Origin of the sequence: Streptomyces sp. NPDC002785 (assembly GCF_040295565.1) — a bacterium.
Lineage (GTDB): Bacteria > Actinomycetota > Actinomycetes > Streptomycetales > Streptomycetaceae > Streptomyces.
Genome location: NZ_JBEOVN010000066.1, coordinates 1 through 17,328 on the forward strand (window position 1 = coordinate 1; position 17,328 = coordinate 17,328).

Here is a 17,328-nt window from a genome sequence, read left to right on the forward strand (position 1 = left end):
CGCCGGTGAAGACGCCGACCGGCTTCTCCCGCAGCCGAACCGGGTCGACACCCGCCCGCTCCAACGCCTCCCACGACGCCTCCAGCATCAACCGCTGCTGCGGATCCATCGCCAACGCCTCACGTGGCGAAATACCGAAGAAGGATGCGTCAAACCCCGCCGCGTCATCCAGGAACCCGCCCTCACGCGCGTAACTCGTGCCGGCGTGATCCGGATCCTCGTCGAACAGAGACCCCAGGTCCCAGCCCCGGTCGTCCGGGAACCCGCCGATGACATCCACCTCATCGGCGACCAGCCGCCACAACCCCTCCGGCGACGACACCCCACCGGGGAAACGGCATGCCACGCCCACGATCGCCACCGGCTCGTCGGGCACGAACATCGGCGCCGGTACCGGCTCGGCGGTCTCCTCACCGGCTCCGAAGAGTCCGCGGTGCAGTCGGTGGGCGAGGGCTTGCGGCGTGGGGTGGTCGAAGGCGGAGGTGGGCGGCAGGCGCAGCCCGGTCGCCTCGCTGAGCCGGTTGCGCAGCTCGACGGCGTTGGCGGAGGTGAGTCCGAGGTCCTTGAAGGCGCGGCCGGACGGGACGGACTGGGCGCCCGGAAGGGCGAGGAGGTCGGCGACGTGTTCCAGGACCAGGTCCACGAGCCGCCGCTTCCGGTCGCCCTCGGCGAAGTCCTGCCACTGGACGGAGCGGGGGCTTCGAGCAGCGGCCAGTGCCCCGGCACCCCGCTCGGCTTCCGGCTGCGTGACAACGAGGTGCGGGAGACCGACCGTGAGGGCCGCGTCGAAGGCGGCGAGGTCGTCCTGGGGCCTCCACCCCAGGGACAGCGCGGGAATGTCCTGCTCGGCGTGCAACTGCCGGGCGTATGCGTCGAGATACGCGGCCTGGGCAGCCGTACGGCCGTCGCCTCGGTCACCCGTGACACCGATGGCGGACGAGCACAGGACGAAGGCGGACAGGTCGGCGTCGCGGGTGAGCCGGTGAAGGTTGCGCAGACCGGCGGTCGTGGCGGCGAGTGTGCCCGCGAGCGCGGTGGCGTACACGATGGCCCGTACCGGTCCCTCGGCCTCCGCGAGGGCCTCGGCCAGTTCGTCCTCGGCCGCGAGGTCGCACTCGACGAGCCGGACCTCGGCGCCCGCCGCGACGAGACGGTCGCATGTCCCGGTCGCCGCCGTGCCCGTGCCGGGCCGGGCGATGAGCAGCAATCGCCGGGCGCCGTGGGCGCCGACCAGGTGGTGGGCGAGGGCGGCACCGCGCGAGGTGTCCGCGCCGGTGAGGACCACGGTTCCGGAGCCGTCGAACGTCCCTCGCGCGTCGCGTCCGCTGTCCATCGCGACCCGGACCAGACGCGGCAGCAGGATGACGCCGGCGCGTAACGCGAACTCCGGCTCGCCGGATGCCACGGCGCTCGGCAGAGCCGGGAGCGACGTCTCGTCGTCGCGGTCGAGGTCGGCGAGGGTGACGCGACCGGGGTGCCCGAGCCGCGCGGACCGCACGAGGCCCCACACCGCGGCCTGTTCGGGATCTCCGGCACCGTCGTGGGGACCCGTTGCCATGGCCCCCCGGGTGACAACCACCAGACGGGAGTCGGCCATTCGCCCGTCGGCCGTCCAGGCGGCGAGCCACGGCTCGAACGAGGACTCCAGCCATTGCGCCGTCCTCGTCGTTTCCGGTGCCATCAGCAGCGTTACGCCCGGGACGGTGCCGTCCGCCGCCATGTCCGCAAAGGAGCGAACCCGTACTCCGGCGGACTCCAGTCCGGCGACGGCGGAGGGGTCCAGATCTCCCTCCACCGCCCACAGGTTCGCCTCGGTCCGCGCGCCGCCGTCGCCCGGTGCCCACTCCAGCCGGAAGAGGCCCTCCTCGTCGGTGTTGCCCATCGCGCGCAGCAGCGCCGGGAGTTCGAGCAGCCGTCGCCGTGTGACCTTGCCGGAGGCCGTCCTCGGGATCTCGCGGATCTCGTACAGCTCCTCGGGCACCTTGAAGTACGAGAGCTGTTCCCGGCACGCGGCGAGTGCCTGGGCCGGGTCGAAGCCGTCGGCGCCCGGCACCACGAACGCGACCGGCACCTCCCCGAGGACGGCGTGCGGCTTCCCGGCGACGGCGACGTCCTCGATGCCAGGGACGGTCCGCAGAACGCTCTCGACTTCCAGCGGATGGATGTTCTCGCCGGCCCGGATGATGAGTTCCCTGATGCGTCCGGTGACCGTGAAGTACCCGGCCTCGTCGCGGCGGGCGAGATCGCCGGTGCGGTACCAGCCGTCCTTCAGCGCCTCCGCCGTGGCCTCGGGCTGCTGGTGGTAGCCGGCCATCACGTTGGGGCCCCGGACCCAGACCTCGCCCTCCGTGCCGTCCGCGACGTCCAGGCCGGTGCGGTGGTCGACCAGCCGGACCCCCAGGCCGACGACCGGCAGCCCGCAGGAGCCCTCCACCCGGGCTCCGCTCGGCCAGTTGATGGTGATCGATCCGCACGTCTCGGTGCTGCCGTAGGCGTCCACGAGCGGCGCGCCGAACGTCGTCTCCACCGCGTTGCGCAGCGCGGCGGTCGTGATGGCTCCGCCGACGAGTCCCACCCGCAGCCCCGGGGCCGTGAAGTCACGGGCCTGCGCCTCCCGTACCAGATGGTGGTACATCGTCGGGACTCCGGCGACGACGGTGAAGTCCTCGTCGCCCCAGATGTCGAGCACGTCCCCGGCGGACAGTCCGTCCACGATCCGCGCACTGGCGCCGACCGACGTCACCGACAGGACGCAGGCGATGTGGGAGAGGCTGTGGAAGAGCGGCAGGGGCCACAGCACCCGGTCCCGCTCGGACAGGTCGAGTACGGGTGCGTAGCTGGCCGCCACCGACCAGAGGCAGTTGCGCGTGGTGGACAGGACGCCTTTGGGCTTGCCCGTGGTGCCCGAGGTGTAGAGCATCCAGGCGATGTCGTCGAGCCCGAGACGGTCGTACGCGGGTTGCTTCGGCTCGGACGTCGCGAGGCGTTCGTACGAGTGGAGGCCCGCCGGCAGTGGTTCGTCGTCCGTGTCGTCGCCGGCCACCAGCACGGTCAGGGGCGTGAGGGAGGGGGCGAGGCGGGCCAGCTGGTCGAGGTGGTACGCGTTGGTGACGACCGCCGCGGCGCCGCTGTCCTGGAGGAGGTGGGTCAGTTCGGCGTCGGAGGAACGCGGGTTGAGGGGGACGCCGATGGCGCCGGACCGGGCGACGGCGTAGTAGCTCTCGACCGTCTCCACCCGGTTGCCGAGCAGCAGGGCCGCGCGGTCGCCGGGACGGAGCCCCAGATCCGCGAGGTGGCCGGCGAGCCGTCGCGTTCGTGTCTCCAGGTCGGCGTAGCTGATCGCGCGGTGGTCATCACGGAATGCCGTCTTCTGACCGAACCGCTCACTCTGCTGCCGGAGCAGCTCGTGCAGCGGCCTCAGCAGTTCGGTGCGCAGCATGGATGAAACCCCCAGCGGTTCTGTCTGTGGCTCTTCGGGGATGGGCGGACCGCCTACGGCGGGGGCCCCGGGCGCGGAGTGAGCAGCTCGGGTGTCAGGCCTGCGGCGCTTGTCTCGGCATCTCCGCCAGTACGGTGGCGATCGCGGACTGCGGTACCCCGCTCACGAGTTCCGCGCCGTCCGGTCCGTCGAGGACGAAGGTGAGTCCTGTCGTGGCCTTCTTGTCCAGGCGCATCAGGTCGACGAGTTCGCCGGTGTCCACGCCGTGCGGCAGCTTCGTCGGCAGCCCGTAGCGGCTGACGACCTCGTGGTGTCCGGCGACCCGGACGCGCGGCGCGGGGCCGTCCGCTCCCCTGGCCATCTCGTCGGCGACCGCCGCCCGGGCTGCCGGGTCGGGGTCCACGACGGCGGTGACGGTCATGTCCGGGTGGGCGGCCACTCCCGCTCGAATTCATCGGCTTCACTGCCGCCGATGCGCCACCATTGCCCCTGCTCGAGGGCGCGCATCAAAGCGACTCTTTCCTGGTCATCGAACTGAGGCCATTTTGGAAATTCCAGGCTCCGCTGCGAAATCCCAAACATAGTCCCTCCATCCAGCTAGATATCGACTACCCGGAGAAGGCAGTCGGGCCATGGCTGCTCGTTGATGTGTCCTCAACCAGCCCGGAACGACCCGGTGTTCACATCGTTCAGGCTGCGAAAAAGCTTCACAATCCCCTAAGGAGCCCCCCTGACTCCCCCTAACCGCCTCCCCCTAATCTCTATTCCTCCTGGTCCAGGCGGTTTCCGGCCAGGGGCCTCCCGCTAGGCAGTTCTGACGTAACGTCATTACACCTCAGAAACGGGGCATTTGAACATTGGCGCATTGCATGGCCAAGCCGCCTCTGGTTAGCATCGGCGGCCAACCGCAGCGCGAGAAGTGCCGAGGCCTGTCTTGAGTGAACTTCTGTTGTTGAACGGACCGAATCTTGGAATACTCGGCCGACGGGAGCCGGAGATCTACGGCACCGAAACCCTGGCCGACATCGAGCGGATCGTCGCCGAGGAAGTCGCGGAATCCGGATGGAAAGTGGTCGCCCGTCAGCACGATTGCGAAGGGGAGATGGTCCGCGCCGTCCAGCACAGCTATGACACGGTGGGCGCCATCATCAACCCGGGCGCGCTGATGATCGCCGGCTGGAGCTTCCGGGACGCGCTCGCCAACTACCCCCGGCCGTGGATCGAGGTCCACCTGTCGAATGTGTGGGCGCGTGAGGACTTCCGGCATCAGTCGATCCTCGGCTCGCTGGCCAGCGGGGTGATCTTCGGCCTGGGAGCCGAGGGTTACCGGCTCGCCGCCCGGGCCCTGGTCCGGCGAGGCGGCGCAGGATGAGCGGGACGAGCTCCGCGACTCCGGACGACCGCCCTCACCCCGACGACGCCGACGTCCTCGTCGTCGGGTACGGGCCGGCCGGTCAGGTCCTGTCGATCCTGCTGGCCCGGCAAGGCTGGCGGGTCACGGTCGTCGAGCGGTGGGAGACCCCGTATCCGATGCCGCGCGCCACCGTCTTCGACGGTGAGACCGCGCGCACCCTCGCCTCCCTCGGGATCGCTTCCTCCTTCGACGAGATCGGCGAGCCGGTCGACGCGTACGACTGGCGAAACGCCGCCGGACAGACGCTGCTGCGTATGGAGTTCGCCGCCCCGGGGACGCACGGCTGGCCGGACGCCACCACCTTCCACCAGCCGGCGCTCGAAGCGGCACTCGCCGACCGCGCCGCCGAGTTCGAGGACCGGGGCCTGCTCCGCGTCCTGCGCGGGCACACCGCGACGGCCGTCACGGACCACGCCGACGACGGCGTCACCCTCACCGCGGAGACCGCCGCAGGCGAAGCCAGGACCCTCAAGGGGGCCTGGCTGGTCGGCTGCGACGGAGCGAACAGCTTCGTACGGGACCACCTGGACGTCGGCGTCACCGACCTCGGCTTCTCCTTCGACTGGCTGCTCTGCGACGTCGTCCTGAACGAGCACTGGGCGTTCACGCCGGCCAACGCACAGATCTGCGATCCGGCACGGCCGACGACGGTCGTCGGAAGCGGCCCAGGGCGCAGGCGCTGGGAGTTCATGCGGCTGCCGAACGAGTCCGCCGAGGAGCTCAACAGGGCCGAGACGGCCTGGCGTCTGCTCAAGTCCTTCGACGTGACCCCGGAGAACGCGACCCTCGCCCGGCACACCGTCTACACCTTCCGGGCCGCCCTGACCGACACGTGGAAGAAGGGCCGGGTGCTGCTCGCGGGTGACGCCGCGCACTCGATGCCGCCGTTCGCGGGCGCCGGGATGTGCTCGGGCATCCGGGACGTGCTCAACCTCTCCTGGAAGCTCGACCGCGTCCTGCGGGGCAGCTCGGACGCGCGGCTCCTCGACACGTACGGGCCCGAGCGCCGCAGCCATGTGCTCCGCACGATCGAACTCTCCGTGCAGCTGGGGAAGATCGTCTGCGTCTTTGACGAGGAGGAGGCCGCCCGCCGGGATGCCGCCCTGACGACGGGAAAGACGCCGGACCGTCCGGTGGCACAGCCGCTGCGCGAGGGCGTGCTGCATCGCACGGTCGGCACGGTCACCGCGCCACCGACCGGCTCCCTGATCCCGCAGGGGCGGGTGGCGCGGGACGGCGTCATCGGGCTCTTCGACCAGGTGGTGGGCACGGGGTTCGTGCTCCTCACGACGGAGGACCCGCACGCCGTTCTGCGCGACGAGCAGCGCGCCTTCCTCTCGGGAATCGGCGCCCACACGGCCAGGCTCGTTTCCGGTGCGGAGACGGCGGCGGGTGCGTTCGCCGACCTCGACGACGTGTACATCCCGTTCCTGGCCTCGGTCAGGGCGCGCTTCGTTCTCGTACGGCCGGACTTCCATGTCTTCGGAGTCGGCCGCAACACGCGCGAACTCGGCATGATCCTCGACCAGTTGAAGAACCAGCTCGTGATGAAGGAGGCGGGCCGTCCACCTCGGCATTGACATCGGCGGTACGTAGGTCGCCTTCCATGGGGCGGTGCTCGCCGCCAAGGGACTGCTGACCCGCTGACCTCGCTTCGTGGCGGCCGGGACCCCGTCGCACGGGGTCCCGGCCACCACGCGGCGGATCCGTCAGACGAGTTGGACGGCCTGCTCGTACGCGAGGCGCGGCATCCGCTCGCCCCAAGCGTCCTCGGCGGGCCGGCCGATGTTGACCAGCAGGATCGACTTCCAGCGTCCATCAGGGAAGAACTCGGCGTCCACCGCCTCGGCGTTGAAGCCCTTCATCGGTCCTGCGGCCAGGCCCGCCGCGCGCACCGCGAGGACGAAGTACCCGGCCTGCAGCGCGGCATTGAAGTTCCCAGAGGCATCGCGCAGCGCGGGGTTGGCGGCGAGGACTTCCTGCAGTCCGGGGACGCTGGGGCACAAGTGGGCGCCGTACTCGCCGAATTCGCTGTCCACGGCCACCACGGCGACGACGGGCGCCGACTCGCTCTTGGGCCGGTTCGGCGGGGTCAGCAGGGGGACAAGCCGCTTCTTCGCATCGTCCGTGCGTACGTAGAGAATCCGCATCGGGCTGAGGTTGCTGCCGGTGGGGGCCCACTTGAACAGCTCCCAGATCGCCCTCAGTTGCTCATCGTCGACCGGCTCGTCACTGAACTTGAGGGCCGTGCGGGCCTCGGTGAACAGCAGCCGCTGCCCCTCGAGGGACAGCGCGTAGAGGTCCTGGCGGTCGGCAAGGGCGGATATGTCGTTCGGCACTTCTCATCCGTTCCGTCGCAGTGAGGTTGATCAATCGTGGTCTTGGATCACGTCAACTCTGCCTGCTCCGAACGCTCGACGGTGTCCAGTCGGAAGAAGTCACGGTAAAGATCGAGTTGTTGGGTGAGCATGTGTGAACCGTGATGGATTCGATGGCCACGCGCCTCGGCGGCCCGCAGCAGCGCGGTCTCACGCGGCTCCATGATGATGTCGGCCACCATCGCCCCGGGCGGGAGACCGGCCACGTCGAACGGCAGCGGGTCGTCGGGGCGCAGGCCGAGCGGGGTGGCGTTCACCACGAGGTCGGCGCCGTCGAGCCGAGGAGTCGCAGCGCCGGCCGCACGGCCCGGCCAGTACGGTCCGAGACGGGCGACGAGCGCGCCCACCCGGTCTCCGTCGCGGTCGCACACGTCGAGGTGTGCGGCTCCAGCGGCGAGCAGGGCGGCGGCCAGGGCCCCTCCGGCGCCGCCCGCACCGATCAGGGACACCCGCTTCCCCGCAAGGTCGAAGCCGGTCGCCCGCAGCCCCCGGACGAACCCGATGCCGTCGAAGTTCTCGGCGCTCCACCGGCCGTCGGGCTCCCGGCGCAACGCGTTTGCGCTCCCGGACTGGGTGACGGCGCTGCTGACGGTGTCGGCGTACTGGCGGACCTGCGCCTTGTGCGGCACGGTGACGAGCAGCCCGTCAAGGTTGCCGATCCGCTGGAGCCCGCGCACTATCTCGCCCAAGTACTCGGGCTCGGCGAGTACCGGGACGAGGACGGCGTCGAGGCCGAGCCGGGCGAAGACGGGATTGAGCAGCGCGGGCGCCTTCACCTGAGCGACCGGGCAGCCGAGGACGGCATAGATCCGGGTCGAGCCGCTGATCTCCGCCCGCTCGGGCATCGGTGGTGTCGCTGGAGTGGTCACGCGGTTTCCTTCCACTGTCGTGGGTCACCTCTTGACCGAGATCTTGGCAGCCCGGGCAACGGCTCGTGCCCACGTTTCCGGTGGCTCCGGTCACCACAATGCGCAAACCTGCAAGCGAGTTCATCACTCCAGATCACTCGTCCTCCGCTTCCGAGGCAGCTGTTCGCCGTCCGGTGCGGCGCCGATGGCTGGTGTCGCACCACGGATGGATGCGGCTGCGTCCGCATGTACAGATGGCGACCACGAAGCGGTCGGAGGCCACGGTCGTCCCGTCCGCACCGGTGACCTCCACCGGGCCTTCCACCAGCAGCGGTCCACGGTCGGTCAGGGTGACACGTCGTCGGGACTCAGGTTCGTTCGGCACGTATGACCACCAGTTCCTCGAATCTGTCGTCCGTGTGCATGAGTTCCCTCTCTCGCAGCCAGCTCATTCTGGAGAGCAGAACCGGCCCGAGTGGTATGTGCGCCCGCGCGCTGACGTACGCCTCCAGGCCGGCCCGGGACAGGCGGCGCAACGTGGCATCGGGATCGCACAGCCCGGAGTGCACCATGAGGAGCACCCCTCCCCGACGCAGTGCCGCGGGAGCGTCGTCGCAGACGCGGTCCACCACCGCCCGCCCGTCCGGTCCGGCGTCCCAGGCCCGCGAGGCACCCCGCGTGGGGACCCCCAACGCCGGGGCAGGCACGTACGGCGGATTACAGAGCACCAGGTCGTAGGAGCTTTCGCCGACCGCGGTGGTGAGGTCGCTGCGGCGCACAGTGATCCGCCGGCGGTGCAGGAAGGCATTCAGACGCGCCGTCGCGACGGCCCTTCGGGTGATATCGACGGCGGTCACGCTTCCACCCAACTGTGCGGCCCGCAGCGCCAGTACGCCGCTTCCCGTACCGAGGTCCAGAACATCGCTCCCAGGGCGGACGCCCTCCCGGTCGAGAGCCGCCATCAGCAACTCGGTGTCGCACTGCGGTGCGTAGACGCCCGGCAGCTTGACGAGGAAGGGGGCGGAAGGCTCTGCGAGTTCCCCAGCCATACGCTTACTCCCGTTGAAGAAGACCGGGCCGTGCTTCCAGGTTCCCTCCGGACGGCCCGAACCGCCTCTCGGGACGAGCGCCGGCTGTTTCCCCCTCAGGCGCCCCAGCCTGTGAGGAGCCGGTCGGCCAGACGGTTCTCCAGGTGCGAGGTCGCGGTGACGCCGAACGCGATGTCGGTTTCCAGTTCGGGCTCGTCGTCGAGGAGCCCGCGAATGACGTCGCGACGGACAACCTGCTCGTGCACGGCATCGGCCTCCACGTGCTCGGTGTAGAAGAACTCCGCGGCCGGACCGGCACCGGTTCGCTTCATGGCGAGCGCGAGCCGACGGGAGGCGGGCGAGGAGGTGATCTCCACAGCGGCGAAGTGCCCCACCAGCGCTCCGCGCAGACGGCGGTGGAGCCCGAACAGCGACATGCCGTTCACCAGGGCGAGCATCTCCGCGCAGCCGTCGTCGAGATAGTGGCCGTACGCCGTCTCCAGCCCCAGATCCGACATGAGGTCCGCGAACAGCCGGGCATGCACGCGGTCCGCCCGGCCCCCGCCGAACTCGTCGTACTCGACCGCGGCCATCCCCGCCTTGGCGCGACCCCTGAGCCGAGGCAGCATCCATGCGTGCGGATCCGCCTCCTTGAGGTGGTACAGCGAGCGCTGCGCCGCGTACTCGCGTACGTGCCGCAACGTGCCCCGCTCCCGAAGGAATTGCGATACACCGCCCCCGTCGAGAGGCTCCACCAGCAGCTCGGCCAGGATGTCGTCCAAAGACCGCCGCGCAGACGCGTCACGACGCAGTGCCGTCAGGAAGCGGTCCTCCAACGCGGCACGCACGGCCAGCAGGGAGGGGTTCCACTCCCATGCGGGATCCACCCTCGCAAACCCCTGGTAGTGCAGCTCGTAGCAGATATACAACGCCAACTGAAGATCATCACCGTAGGGATCCGTCTCCTGTACCGCTGCGGGGTCAGGCAGTGGGCACTGCCCCACGAGGCAGCCGATCAGAGCGTGGGAGAGCGGGCCCCGATGCCGCGGGAGCACCGGGCCACGGCGGTCTGCGTCCATGTCCCCCACCCCCGTCCAGGTCCCGGTCGCCCCGCGCGGGCCCGGTCAGGCCCGCCGCACCCGGAGCGGCTCACTCACACGTCGATGCTCGCCCCACCCGCGCGTCCGCGCATCTCAGGCACCCCGCGGCGGGCATTTCGGCGCTGAACACTCACGGCCACTCGCGTTCCACGGACGTGGCCAGTGAAACGCTCAGGCCGTCGGCAGTTGCCGCGTCGGCCAACGAAGGACACAGTGAAAAGGGGAGCGCACATACGAGATCGGAGCGCGTTGTGATCGTTCTCGGAGTCATCTTGCTTGTCATCGGTTTCCTGACCGGTATCTCGATCCTGTGGACGATCGGGATCATTCTCGCCGTGGTGGGTCTGATTCTGTGGGTCCTCGGAGCGATGGGACACGCGGTCGCCGGTCGAAGGCACTACTGGTAGAGCGGCAGCGGGCCGGGCTGCGGGATCGGAATTCAGGGGACTCTCCGCAGCCGGGCCCCGCCGGGTGGTGCGGAGCTGCGACACCGGGCCGCCCGCGTGGCGAACCAGCCGCCACATTTACCCCGCAAAGAGCAGCGGGCCGCATTTGAGGAATGCCGAGACGGGTATCGCAATGAGGTGCTTCGGACAAGAGGTGCGCCCATGGGAGCTGGGCTCCGGGTGGCGTCTGTCCGACTTCCCCGCTCCCACGATGAAGCGAACACCATCGCCGAGGGAGTGGATCATCATGGCTGACGCCCTCAGAACAGCACAACGTCGGCACGACGACAGCCCATCGACTGCTGCGGCCTTCCGCCTGCTCCGTACGCTGCCCGCCGGACCGGAACGGGACGAGCTCCGACAGGCCACCATCTGCGCATGGCTGCCCATGGCGTACCGGCTTGCATCCCGATTCCGCAACCGTGGCGAGTCGCTGGAGGATCTCCGGCAGGTGGCGGCGATCGGGCTCGTGAAAGCGGCGGACCGCTACGACCCCTTCCGTGGCACGGCGTTCGAGACCTACGCCGTACCGACGGTCGTCGGCGAGCTCAAGAGGCACTTCCGGGACTACATGTGGGACGTGCATGTTCCCCGCCGGGTCCAGGACCTGCGCAACCGGGTTCGCGTGGCCCGTCGAGACCTCACACAGCGGCTGGAGGGGCGTGTCCCCACCAACGCCGAGGTCGCCGCCGAGACGGGACTCAGTCATGAGGACGTCCTGCTGGGGCTGGAGGCGCTGGACAGTTACAGCACTCTGTCTCTGGACTCGGACATGCCCGGCACGGACAACGGGTACTCGCTCGGCGACACGCTCGGCTCCTGCGATCCGGCCCTGGACGTGGCTGTCGACCGGGAATCCGTGAAGCCCGGGATGCGCAACCTGCCGGAACGCGAGCGGACCATTCTGTACATGCGGTTCTTCCGCGACATGACGCAGGGAAGTATCGCCGAGGCGCTCGGCATCTCCCAGATGCATGTCTCCCGGCTCCTCAGCCAGTGCTGTGAGCAACTGCGCCGGCAGGCCCTGCAGGGCGCCCCGTGACGATCCGTGGCCGACGCAGGCGCGTCCGGGTTTCCGTCCGGTGCGGCCTCGGGGCCCTGCCTCATCACTCCTGCGGCCCTGTTCGCCGCAGGGGCGGCCTGCTTGGCCGTGTTTGAGGCCCGCAGGCGTGATCGCTCCTCATCGCTCCGCAATCACGCCGCTGCGTAGCAGTGGGCCGGGCCGTCGCGCCATTCGATCCAGGACGGGTCGTCGAGGACGTGCTCGGCGTCGTAGACCCCGGCCCGCCGGAGAAATTCGATCAGGTCGCGGTCGCCGTGGGCCAGGCCGACAAGGTCGCCGTTGATGGTAACGGCCCGGCCGCCAGTGGCTGGTGCCGGGCGGTGCACGACTATCGGAACGCTCATGCCCCCAGGGTGCGCCCGCTCGGCCGCTGATGCGCGCGGTAGGTCAGGCGGTTTCGTACCAATGCACGCATTGTCATGCTTTCGACAGCGGCCAAGTCGTCGAGCAGAACCTCCACCCGTGACTCCAAGTCCTCATCCGAGCGCGGCGGTCAGCGCTCGCACAGCGGTTCGCAAGGACGCACGCGGGACCAGTTGTACGAGGAGGCCAAGAAGAAGAACATCGAAGGCCGCTCGTCCATGAACAAGCAGGAGCTGCACCAGGCCCTCGGCCGCTGAAGCGAGCGGACCGAGCGGGCGGGGCGGACCGAACAGCACGTACACGTACCCGGCGGGCCGCGCAGATCGCGCGGCGCATCGGGCGGATCCGTTCAGCCTCTCGGGGCCTCGCGCGTCCTGCCACGCAGGGCGAGTGTTCGCTGCGTGTGCGAAAGGACCGCGGTGAACGTCCGCGAGGTGCGGATCGCGGCACGCGCGGCGTTGGCGCCGGGCGCGCCGTGCACGCCGCCTCCCGGGTGGGCCGATGCGGAGGCCAGGTAGAGGCCGCTTATCGGGGCCTCGGGGCGGCCCGTGCCCGGGACCGGCCGGAACACCAGCTGCTGGTGCAGGCCCGCGGTGCCGCCGTTGATGGCACCGCGCCGGAGATTGCTGTCCGCCTCCTCCAACGCGGGCGGACCGAGAACGCGCCTCGCCCGGATCGTGGTGCGAAATCCTGGGGCGTAGCGCTCCACCTGCTCCTCGATCCGGTCGGCCATCAGCTCCTGCTCGTGCGCGTCCCATCGCCCGGTCAGACCATTGGGGCCGGCGTCCGCCTTCACATGCTGCGGTACATGGGTGTACGCCCACGCCGACTCGGTGCCACGAGGCGAACGGGTGGCGTCGGCGGTGGTCATCTGGCCCAAGAGGATGAAGGGGCGGTCAGGAATCCGGCCCATGGCGATCTGCGACGCGAACCAGGTGAGCTCGTCGACCCCTTCGGCCAGATGAACCGTGCCCGCCGAGGAGACCATCGGATTGCTCCACGGCACCGGTCGGTCCAGAGCCCAGTCGACCTTGACCGTGGCGAAGTCCCATTGGAACCGCTTCAGATCGTCGAAAGCCCGGGACGGCAGATGCTCGGGGGAGACCAGTTCCCGGAAGAGGGAAGGCGCCGAAACGTCCGCGAGTACGGCCTTGCGGGCGGGTATCGCCTCGCCTTGCGCCGTACGCACCCCCACGGCACGGCCCTGTTGTACGACGACTTCGGTCACCCGGTTCCGGCAGTGGACCGCCCCGCCCCTCGAGTTCAGACGGCGCACCAGGGCGGACGTCAGTGAACCGGCGCCTCCGACAGGCACCGGAAATCCGTGGTTCTGCCCGAGCATGGACATGAGCCAGCCGAATCCGCCGCTTCCGGACGCCTCCGGAGCCAGGTCTGCGTGAAGCGCGTTGCCCGCCAGGAGGAGACGGCCGCCCTCTCCGGAGAACTCCTCCTCGCCGAGGCGACGTGCCGGGAGGATCAGACTGCGTGCCAGTCGCAGCCCGCCGGCTACTCGGAGCCTGGCTGTCAGCGAGGCAGCGGCGCGCAGGGGCGGAAACGGGGAGAGGAGGGCCCGCACCAGGTCGTCACCCACCCGGTCCCAGAGATGACAGAGATCCTCCCACGCCTGCCCGTCCCCCGCGGAGAACCGGTCGAGAGCCTCAGCGGTCACCCGCCAGTCGCGGTCGAGGAGGGCGCAGCCGCCGTCGAGCAGGGGGTGCGCCAGCACGTGGGGTGCGTGACTCCAGCGCAGTCCCTCCTGGGCCAGGTCCAGGCCCGCGAGAACCGGGGACGCGGCGGCCAAGGGATAGAACGAGCTGAAGAGATCATTCACGTAGTCCGGGTGCACACCCCGGTCGCTGCGGACCGCCCCGCCCGGTTCGTCCTGCGCCTCCAGTACTTCGACGCTCCAGCCTGCGTCCACGAGCAGGTTGGCCGCCACCAGACCGTTGGGGCCGCTGCCGATCACTACCGCGTCAACCATGTGCCCGTGCCCTTCTTCGACGGGAGCGCTCATCCGGATACCGGATCTCACCGCGAGCGTTCTCCGAAGTCGGAGATACTTGTTTGCTCGGAGGTACCGGTTTTTTGCTCGGAGGTACCGGTTTGCGATTCGACGACTTTCGCGAGCCTTTCGAGCATGGTGCGGTGCCGTATCTGCACCAGGGCATCGAGCACGGCGTTGTGAAGCTTGCCTCCGAGCCCTCGCAACGGGTGCTCGTCGAGCAGTACAAGGGTCTTGTCACCCCAGGGCCGGATATCGAAAGCGATGCGTGCCGTGCCCAACGGGCCGCTGTCGACCTCGAGTTCCAGTGCTCTCGGCCGTTCCAGCCGGCGTACGATGGTCCGGCCGTGAAACTCCTTGGGCCCCAGGCGCAGCGTGTAACCGATGGAGGATCCGACCTCCGGCCAGCGCCCCTCCGCCGGAGCCGTGGCGTAGGTGCCCACCACCCATTCCTGGTACAGCTCTTCCTGCTCCAGTACCGACCACAGCGCGTGCGGCGGGCGGCTCATCAGCTGGTGTCGAACGGCCATGAACGCCTCCTGCGGGAATGGGATTCGTGCGCCTGGGAGCACCAGGGGGAATCAGGGGTGCCGCCAGTCGTCCGAGGTCACGTGGGAACCGGCTGCATCCATGCCCTGGTGCGCCATCTTGGCGGCCACGGCACGACCGATTCCGGAATCACCGCCCGTGACGGGGGCGACCGGCGCGTGTCTGTCCTGAAGCGAGCTGCCACTCATGGTTCCTCCCTGCTGGGTGGACGCCTGTCCCGGCGGAACTCGGTCGTGCTCCCGGGCCACCGGGTGCCACGGTCACGGGACGGCAAACACGATGCCGACCGCGTTCACCCGAGGTGATCGTTCGATGGCGGTCAGCCGCCGGGGCCGCCGCTGCCGAACGAGCCGCCGCCGTTCTCGTCGCGGGACCGCGCACCGCGTGAGGAGGGCCGGGAGCCCAGGTTTCCGTACCTCTTGAGTTCGTGCGGGGGTGAGACGCTCGCCTTCGGCACCGAAGTCGTCCGGTCCCGCAGCCCGGCTCACCATGGCCTGACGCTCGGCCGGCTTGCCGAGTACCCCCAACCCGGCCGGCTGTCGCACCGGGGCACGACCAGTGCGGGATCCGCGTGAACGCGGCGTCCCGGACATTTCCGGGCGAAGATTATGTATGGATACCGCCGGGGACGGGTACCCGGCGGTCGCGCCGGTACGGCTGCTGACTGCGACGAGGCCCGCAGCGGACCTGAAACCGCACCGGAAGAGACCGGAAGAGACCGGAAGAGAAGGGACGTGTTCCTCATGACCACCGCACGAGAAATCATGACCCCCGACGCCGAATGCATCGGTGCGAACGAATCCGTCCTGCACGCCGCGCACAAGATGGCGGAACTGGGCATCGGCGCCCTGCCCATCTGTGGCCTGGACGAGCGTCTGAAAGGCGTACTCACCGACCGCGACATCGTGGTCAAGGTGCTGGCGACCGACAAGGATCCCGCGACGACCACCGCCGGAGAGCTGGCTCAGGGCGAGGCCGTCACCATCGGTGCGGACGACGACGCGTCGGAGATCCTGCGCACGATGAGCGCGCACAAGGTGCGTCGGCTTCCCGTCATCGACGGCCACACCCTGGTAGGAATGGTCGCCCAGGCGGACGTCGCGCGTGCCTTGCCGGACCCGGCCGTGGGTGACCTGGTAGAAACCCTGTCCACGGACTGACCCACCGGACCGGTGCCCGTCCTCCGGGGCGACCAGGTGCCTCGGCCCCTCACACACCGGCCGCCGACATGCCCGTCCGGTGCCTGGCGCAGTGACGGCCAACGCGGGCTGCGCCCTCGCACGGAAAGCGGCGTCGTACGGTGCCCAGGAACGAGAGCCAGGTCGACCAGTGTCTTCACCGGCCCATCCGCCTGAATCCCACTCCTGCAGCCTTGGTGCTGATGCGGGAGCACCGCACCGCGCGTGTCCCCGCCTGGGCCGCGTTTCTGCGAATGCCTGAATGCGGGTGAGTACGGGGCTGACCTGCGATCAGGGCTGAACGAAGAGTTGGCGGTCAGCGGTCGGACGCTTTGAGGAAGATGCTGGAGCGGTATCCGCCATAGTGGGAAGGAAGAACAGGCGTCATTGCTGTAGTTGACGAGTGCTTCTGTGCGCGAAACCCGGCGAGCCGCACGGCGGCGCCCAAGAATCGCCTCTAGAAGTTTGGAGTGTGCCACTTCCGAAGGAGTAACCATGACAAACGAAGCGGGGGCGCATCACGATGGTGCTTCCGAGGGCGACAGGGACCACGGCTTCGGTCGGCATGAATCCACAGAGGCGCGTGCCGACCGCCAGTGGAGCGAGATGTTGCAGGAAGTGCGGGTCGCGCAGACCGGGGCGCAGATCTTGTTCGGATTCCTGCTCAGTGTCGTCTTCACGCCTCGTTTTGCGTATCTGGGCTCGTTCGACAGGAGTCTCTATGTGGTCACGGTGGTGCTCGGCGCGTTGGCAACCGGGGCGCTGGTCGCGCCGGTCTCCTTCCACCGCACGCTTGCCGGCCACCGGCGAAAGCCCCAGCTGGTCCGCGTGACAGGGCGGTTGATCGCCACCGGGCTTGGCCTGCTGGCGGGTGCCATTGTCTGCGCCGTGCTTCTTCTGCTCCGGGTCGCGCTGGGAACCGGTTTCGCGTGGGTCATCGCCGTGGGGGTGTTGATCTGGTTCGCGTGCTGCTGGCTGGCCCTGCCGGTCGTTCTCAGGCGCCACCTTGAACGCGCGCAGTGATGGACACCTTCCCCGAAGCATCCGCAGAGAGGCATGTACCGGTCTTCGACGCGCGACAAGCACCGATGCGGATGATGTGCGGCGTCCGGTGGAACGTCGCACCGGCGGGGCTTCGTCGTCTCACACGCTCTCACACGGGCCTCACCGACTGCGCGGACTCACAGGTCGCCTGGGATGCCGAGGGGGTCACGGTCGGCGAAGGTGACCTCGCCGCGCAGGTCGAGCAGTGCTACCTCAACATCGGCACCGCCCTGGCCGAGGCCGGTGGCTCCTTCAACGACGTAGCGAAACTGACCGTCTACATCGTCGACTGGACCGCCGACAAGATGCCCCTGCTCCTGGAGGGGATCACTCGGGCTGCCGCGAAGCTGGGCGTCACGCCGGTACCGCCGAGCACGCTGCTGGGCGTTGCAGCACTGGACGTACCCGACCATCTGGTCGAGATCGAAGCCACCGCGGTCATCGACTGACAGATGCACTTCGCCCGCCGAGCACCG

General features: G+C 69.3%; 18 protein-coding genes and 1 pseudogene. 8 read left to right on the plus strand and 11 right to left on the minus strand.

Annotated features, from left to right (window positions below; translation table 11 throughout):
• Positions 1–3,439 (minus strand): AMP-binding protein (locus tag ABTZ94_RS17710; RefSeq protein WP_351201979.1); only part of this gene is annotated, 3,439 nt, incomplete at its 3' end.
• Positions 3,440–3,533: 94 nt separating this feature from the next.
• A complete protein-coding gene (locus ABTZ94_RS17715) occupies positions 3,534–3,878 on the minus strand; it encodes a hypothetical protein (RefSeq protein WP_351201980.1) in 345 nt (114 codons plus the stop codon).
• A 495-nt stretch (positions 3,879–4,373) separates the two neighbouring features.
• On the opposite strand from ABTZ94_RS17715, the gene ABTZ94_RS17720 reads away from it, so the two are divergent.
• Both ABTZ94_RS17720 and mhpA read left to right on the plus strand, forming a co-directional pair.
• On the plus strand, positions 4,374–4,811 hold the full coding sequence (locus tag ABTZ94_RS17720) for a type II 3-dehydroquinate dehydratase (protein ID WP_351201981.1): 438 nt from the start codon (positions 4,374–4,376) through the stop codon (positions 4,809–4,811).
• A complete protein-coding gene (gene mhpA / locus ABTZ94_RS17725; protein WP_351201982.1) occupies positions 4,808–6,433 on the plus strand; it encodes a bifunctional 3-(3-hydroxy-phenyl)propionate/3-hydroxycinnamic acid hydroxylase MhpA in 1,626 nt (541 codons plus the stop codon). Before ABTZ94_RS17720 ends, mhpA begins: the two co-directional genes overlap by 4 nt.
• A gap of 129 nt (positions 6,434–6,562) precedes the next feature.
• Here the strand turns inward: mhpA and ABTZ94_RS17730 are convergent, their stop codons facing one another.
• The 5 genes from ABTZ94_RS17730 to ABTZ94_RS17750 form a co-directional block, all read right to left on the minus strand.
• Positions 6,563–7,192, minus strand: coding sequence for a malonic semialdehyde reductase (locus tag ABTZ94_RS17730; RefSeq protein WP_351201983.1), 630 nt, complete (start codon positions 7,190–7,192; stop codon positions 6,563–6,565).
• A gap of 47 nt (positions 7,193–7,239) precedes the next feature.
• On the minus strand, positions 7,240–8,100 hold the full coding sequence (locus tag ABTZ94_RS17735) for a shikimate dehydrogenase family protein (RefSeq protein WP_351201984.1): 861 nt from the start codon (positions 8,098–8,100) through the stop codon (positions 7,240–7,242).
• Between the two features lie 133 nt (positions 8,101–8,233).
• A complete protein-coding gene (locus tag ABTZ94_RS17740) occupies positions 8,234–8,464 on the minus strand; it encodes a CDGSH iron-sulfur domain-containing protein (protein ID WP_351201985.1) in 231 nt (76 codons plus the stop codon).
• The gene (locus ABTZ94_RS17745; protein ID WP_351201986.1) at positions 8,448–9,128 is read right to left on the minus strand and encodes a HemK2/MTQ2 family protein methyltransferase; all 681 of its coding nucleotides are present in this window, start codon (positions 9,126–9,128) and stop codon (positions 8,448–8,450) included. Before ABTZ94_RS17745 ends, ABTZ94_RS17740 begins: the two co-directional genes overlap by 17 nt.
• Positions 9,129–9,223: 95 nt before the next feature.
• Positions 9,224–10,186, minus strand: a complete 963-nt coding sequence (locus ABTZ94_RS17750; protein ID WP_351201987.1) for an iron-containing redox enzyme family protein — start codon at positions 10,184–10,186, stop codon at positions 9,224–9,226.
• Between the two features lie 272 nt (positions 10,187–10,458).
• Between ABTZ94_RS17750 and ABTZ94_RS17755 the strand changes: the two genes are divergently transcribed.
• Together ABTZ94_RS17755 and ABTZ94_RS17760 are read left to right on the plus strand one after the other, a co-directional pair.
• Complete coding sequence (locus ABTZ94_RS17755; protein WP_351201988.1) at positions 10,459–10,614, plus strand: DUF6131 family protein; 156 nt, start codon at positions 10,459–10,461, stop codon at positions 10,612–10,614.
• 286 nt (positions 10,615–10,900) lie between these two features.
• Positions 10,901–11,695, plus strand: coding sequence for a SigB/SigF/SigG family RNA polymerase sigma factor (locus ABTZ94_RS17760; RefSeq protein WP_351201989.1), 795 nt, complete (start codon positions 10,901–10,903; stop codon positions 11,693–11,695).
• 152 nt (positions 11,696–11,847) lie between these two features.
• On the opposite strand, the gene ABTZ94_RS17765 is transcribed toward ABTZ94_RS17760, so the two are convergent.
• Positions 11,848–12,060 (minus strand): hypothetical protein, encoded by a 213-nt coding sequence (locus ABTZ94_RS17765; protein ID WP_351201990.1) that lies wholly within the window; start codon positions 12,058–12,060, stop codon positions 11,848–11,850.
• A gap of 90 nt (positions 12,061–12,150) precedes the next feature.
• Here ABTZ94_RS17765 and ABTZ94_RS17770 point away from each other — a divergent pair.
• A pseudogene (locus tag ABTZ94_RS17770) lies at positions 12,151–12,336 on the plus strand (plasmid stabilization protein); the annotation flags it as partial.
• Positions 12,337–12,428: 92 nt separating this feature from the next.
• On the opposite strand, the gene ABTZ94_RS17775 reads toward ABTZ94_RS17770, so the two are convergent.
• The 3 genes from ABTZ94_RS17775 to ABTZ94_RS17785 are packed head-to-tail and all read right to left on the minus strand — an operon-like array spanning position 12,429 to position 14,818.
• The gene (locus tag ABTZ94_RS17775; RefSeq protein WP_351201991.1) at positions 12,429–14,060 is read right to left on the minus strand and encodes a phytoene desaturase family protein; all 1,632 of its coding nucleotides are present in this window, start codon (positions 14,058–14,060) and stop codon (positions 12,429–12,431) included.
• A 47-nt stretch (positions 14,061–14,107) separates the two neighbouring features.
• Positions 14,108–14,611, minus strand: a complete 504-nt coding sequence (locus ABTZ94_RS17780) for an SRPBCC family protein (RefSeq protein WP_351201992.1) — start codon at positions 14,609–14,611, stop codon at positions 14,108–14,110.
• A 51-nt stretch (positions 14,612–14,662) separates the two neighbouring features.
• Positions 14,663–14,818 carry a hypothetical protein gene (locus tag ABTZ94_RS17785; RefSeq protein ID WP_351201993.1) on the minus strand — a complete coding sequence of 52 codons (156 nt, stop codon included), beginning with the start codon at positions 14,816–14,818 and terminating at the stop codon, positions 14,663–14,665.
• Between the two features lie 555 nt (positions 14,819–15,373).
• Between ABTZ94_RS17785 and ABTZ94_RS17790 the strand changes: the two genes are divergently transcribed.
• From ABTZ94_RS17790 to ABTZ94_RS17800, 3 genes are all read left to right on the plus strand, one after another.
• Positions 15,374–15,790 carry a CBS domain-containing protein gene (locus ABTZ94_RS17790; protein WP_351201994.1) on the plus strand — a complete coding sequence of 139 codons (417 nt, stop codon included), beginning with the start codon at positions 15,374–15,376 and terminating at the stop codon, positions 15,788–15,790.
• Positions 15,791–16,303: 513 nt separating this feature from the next.
• On the plus strand, positions 16,304–16,831 hold the full coding sequence (locus ABTZ94_RS17795; protein ID WP_351201995.1) for a DUF6328 family protein: 528 nt from the start codon (positions 16,304–16,306) through the stop codon (positions 16,829–16,831).
• Positions 16,831–17,301: a RidA family protein gene (locus tag ABTZ94_RS17800; RefSeq protein WP_351201996.1), complete on the plus strand. Its 471-nt coding sequence runs from the start codon at positions 16,831–16,833 to the stop codon at positions 17,299–17,301. The genes ABTZ94_RS17795 and ABTZ94_RS17800 overlap by 1 nt, the downstream gene beginning before the upstream one ends.
• Positions 17,302–17,328: the final 27 nt, after the last annotated feature.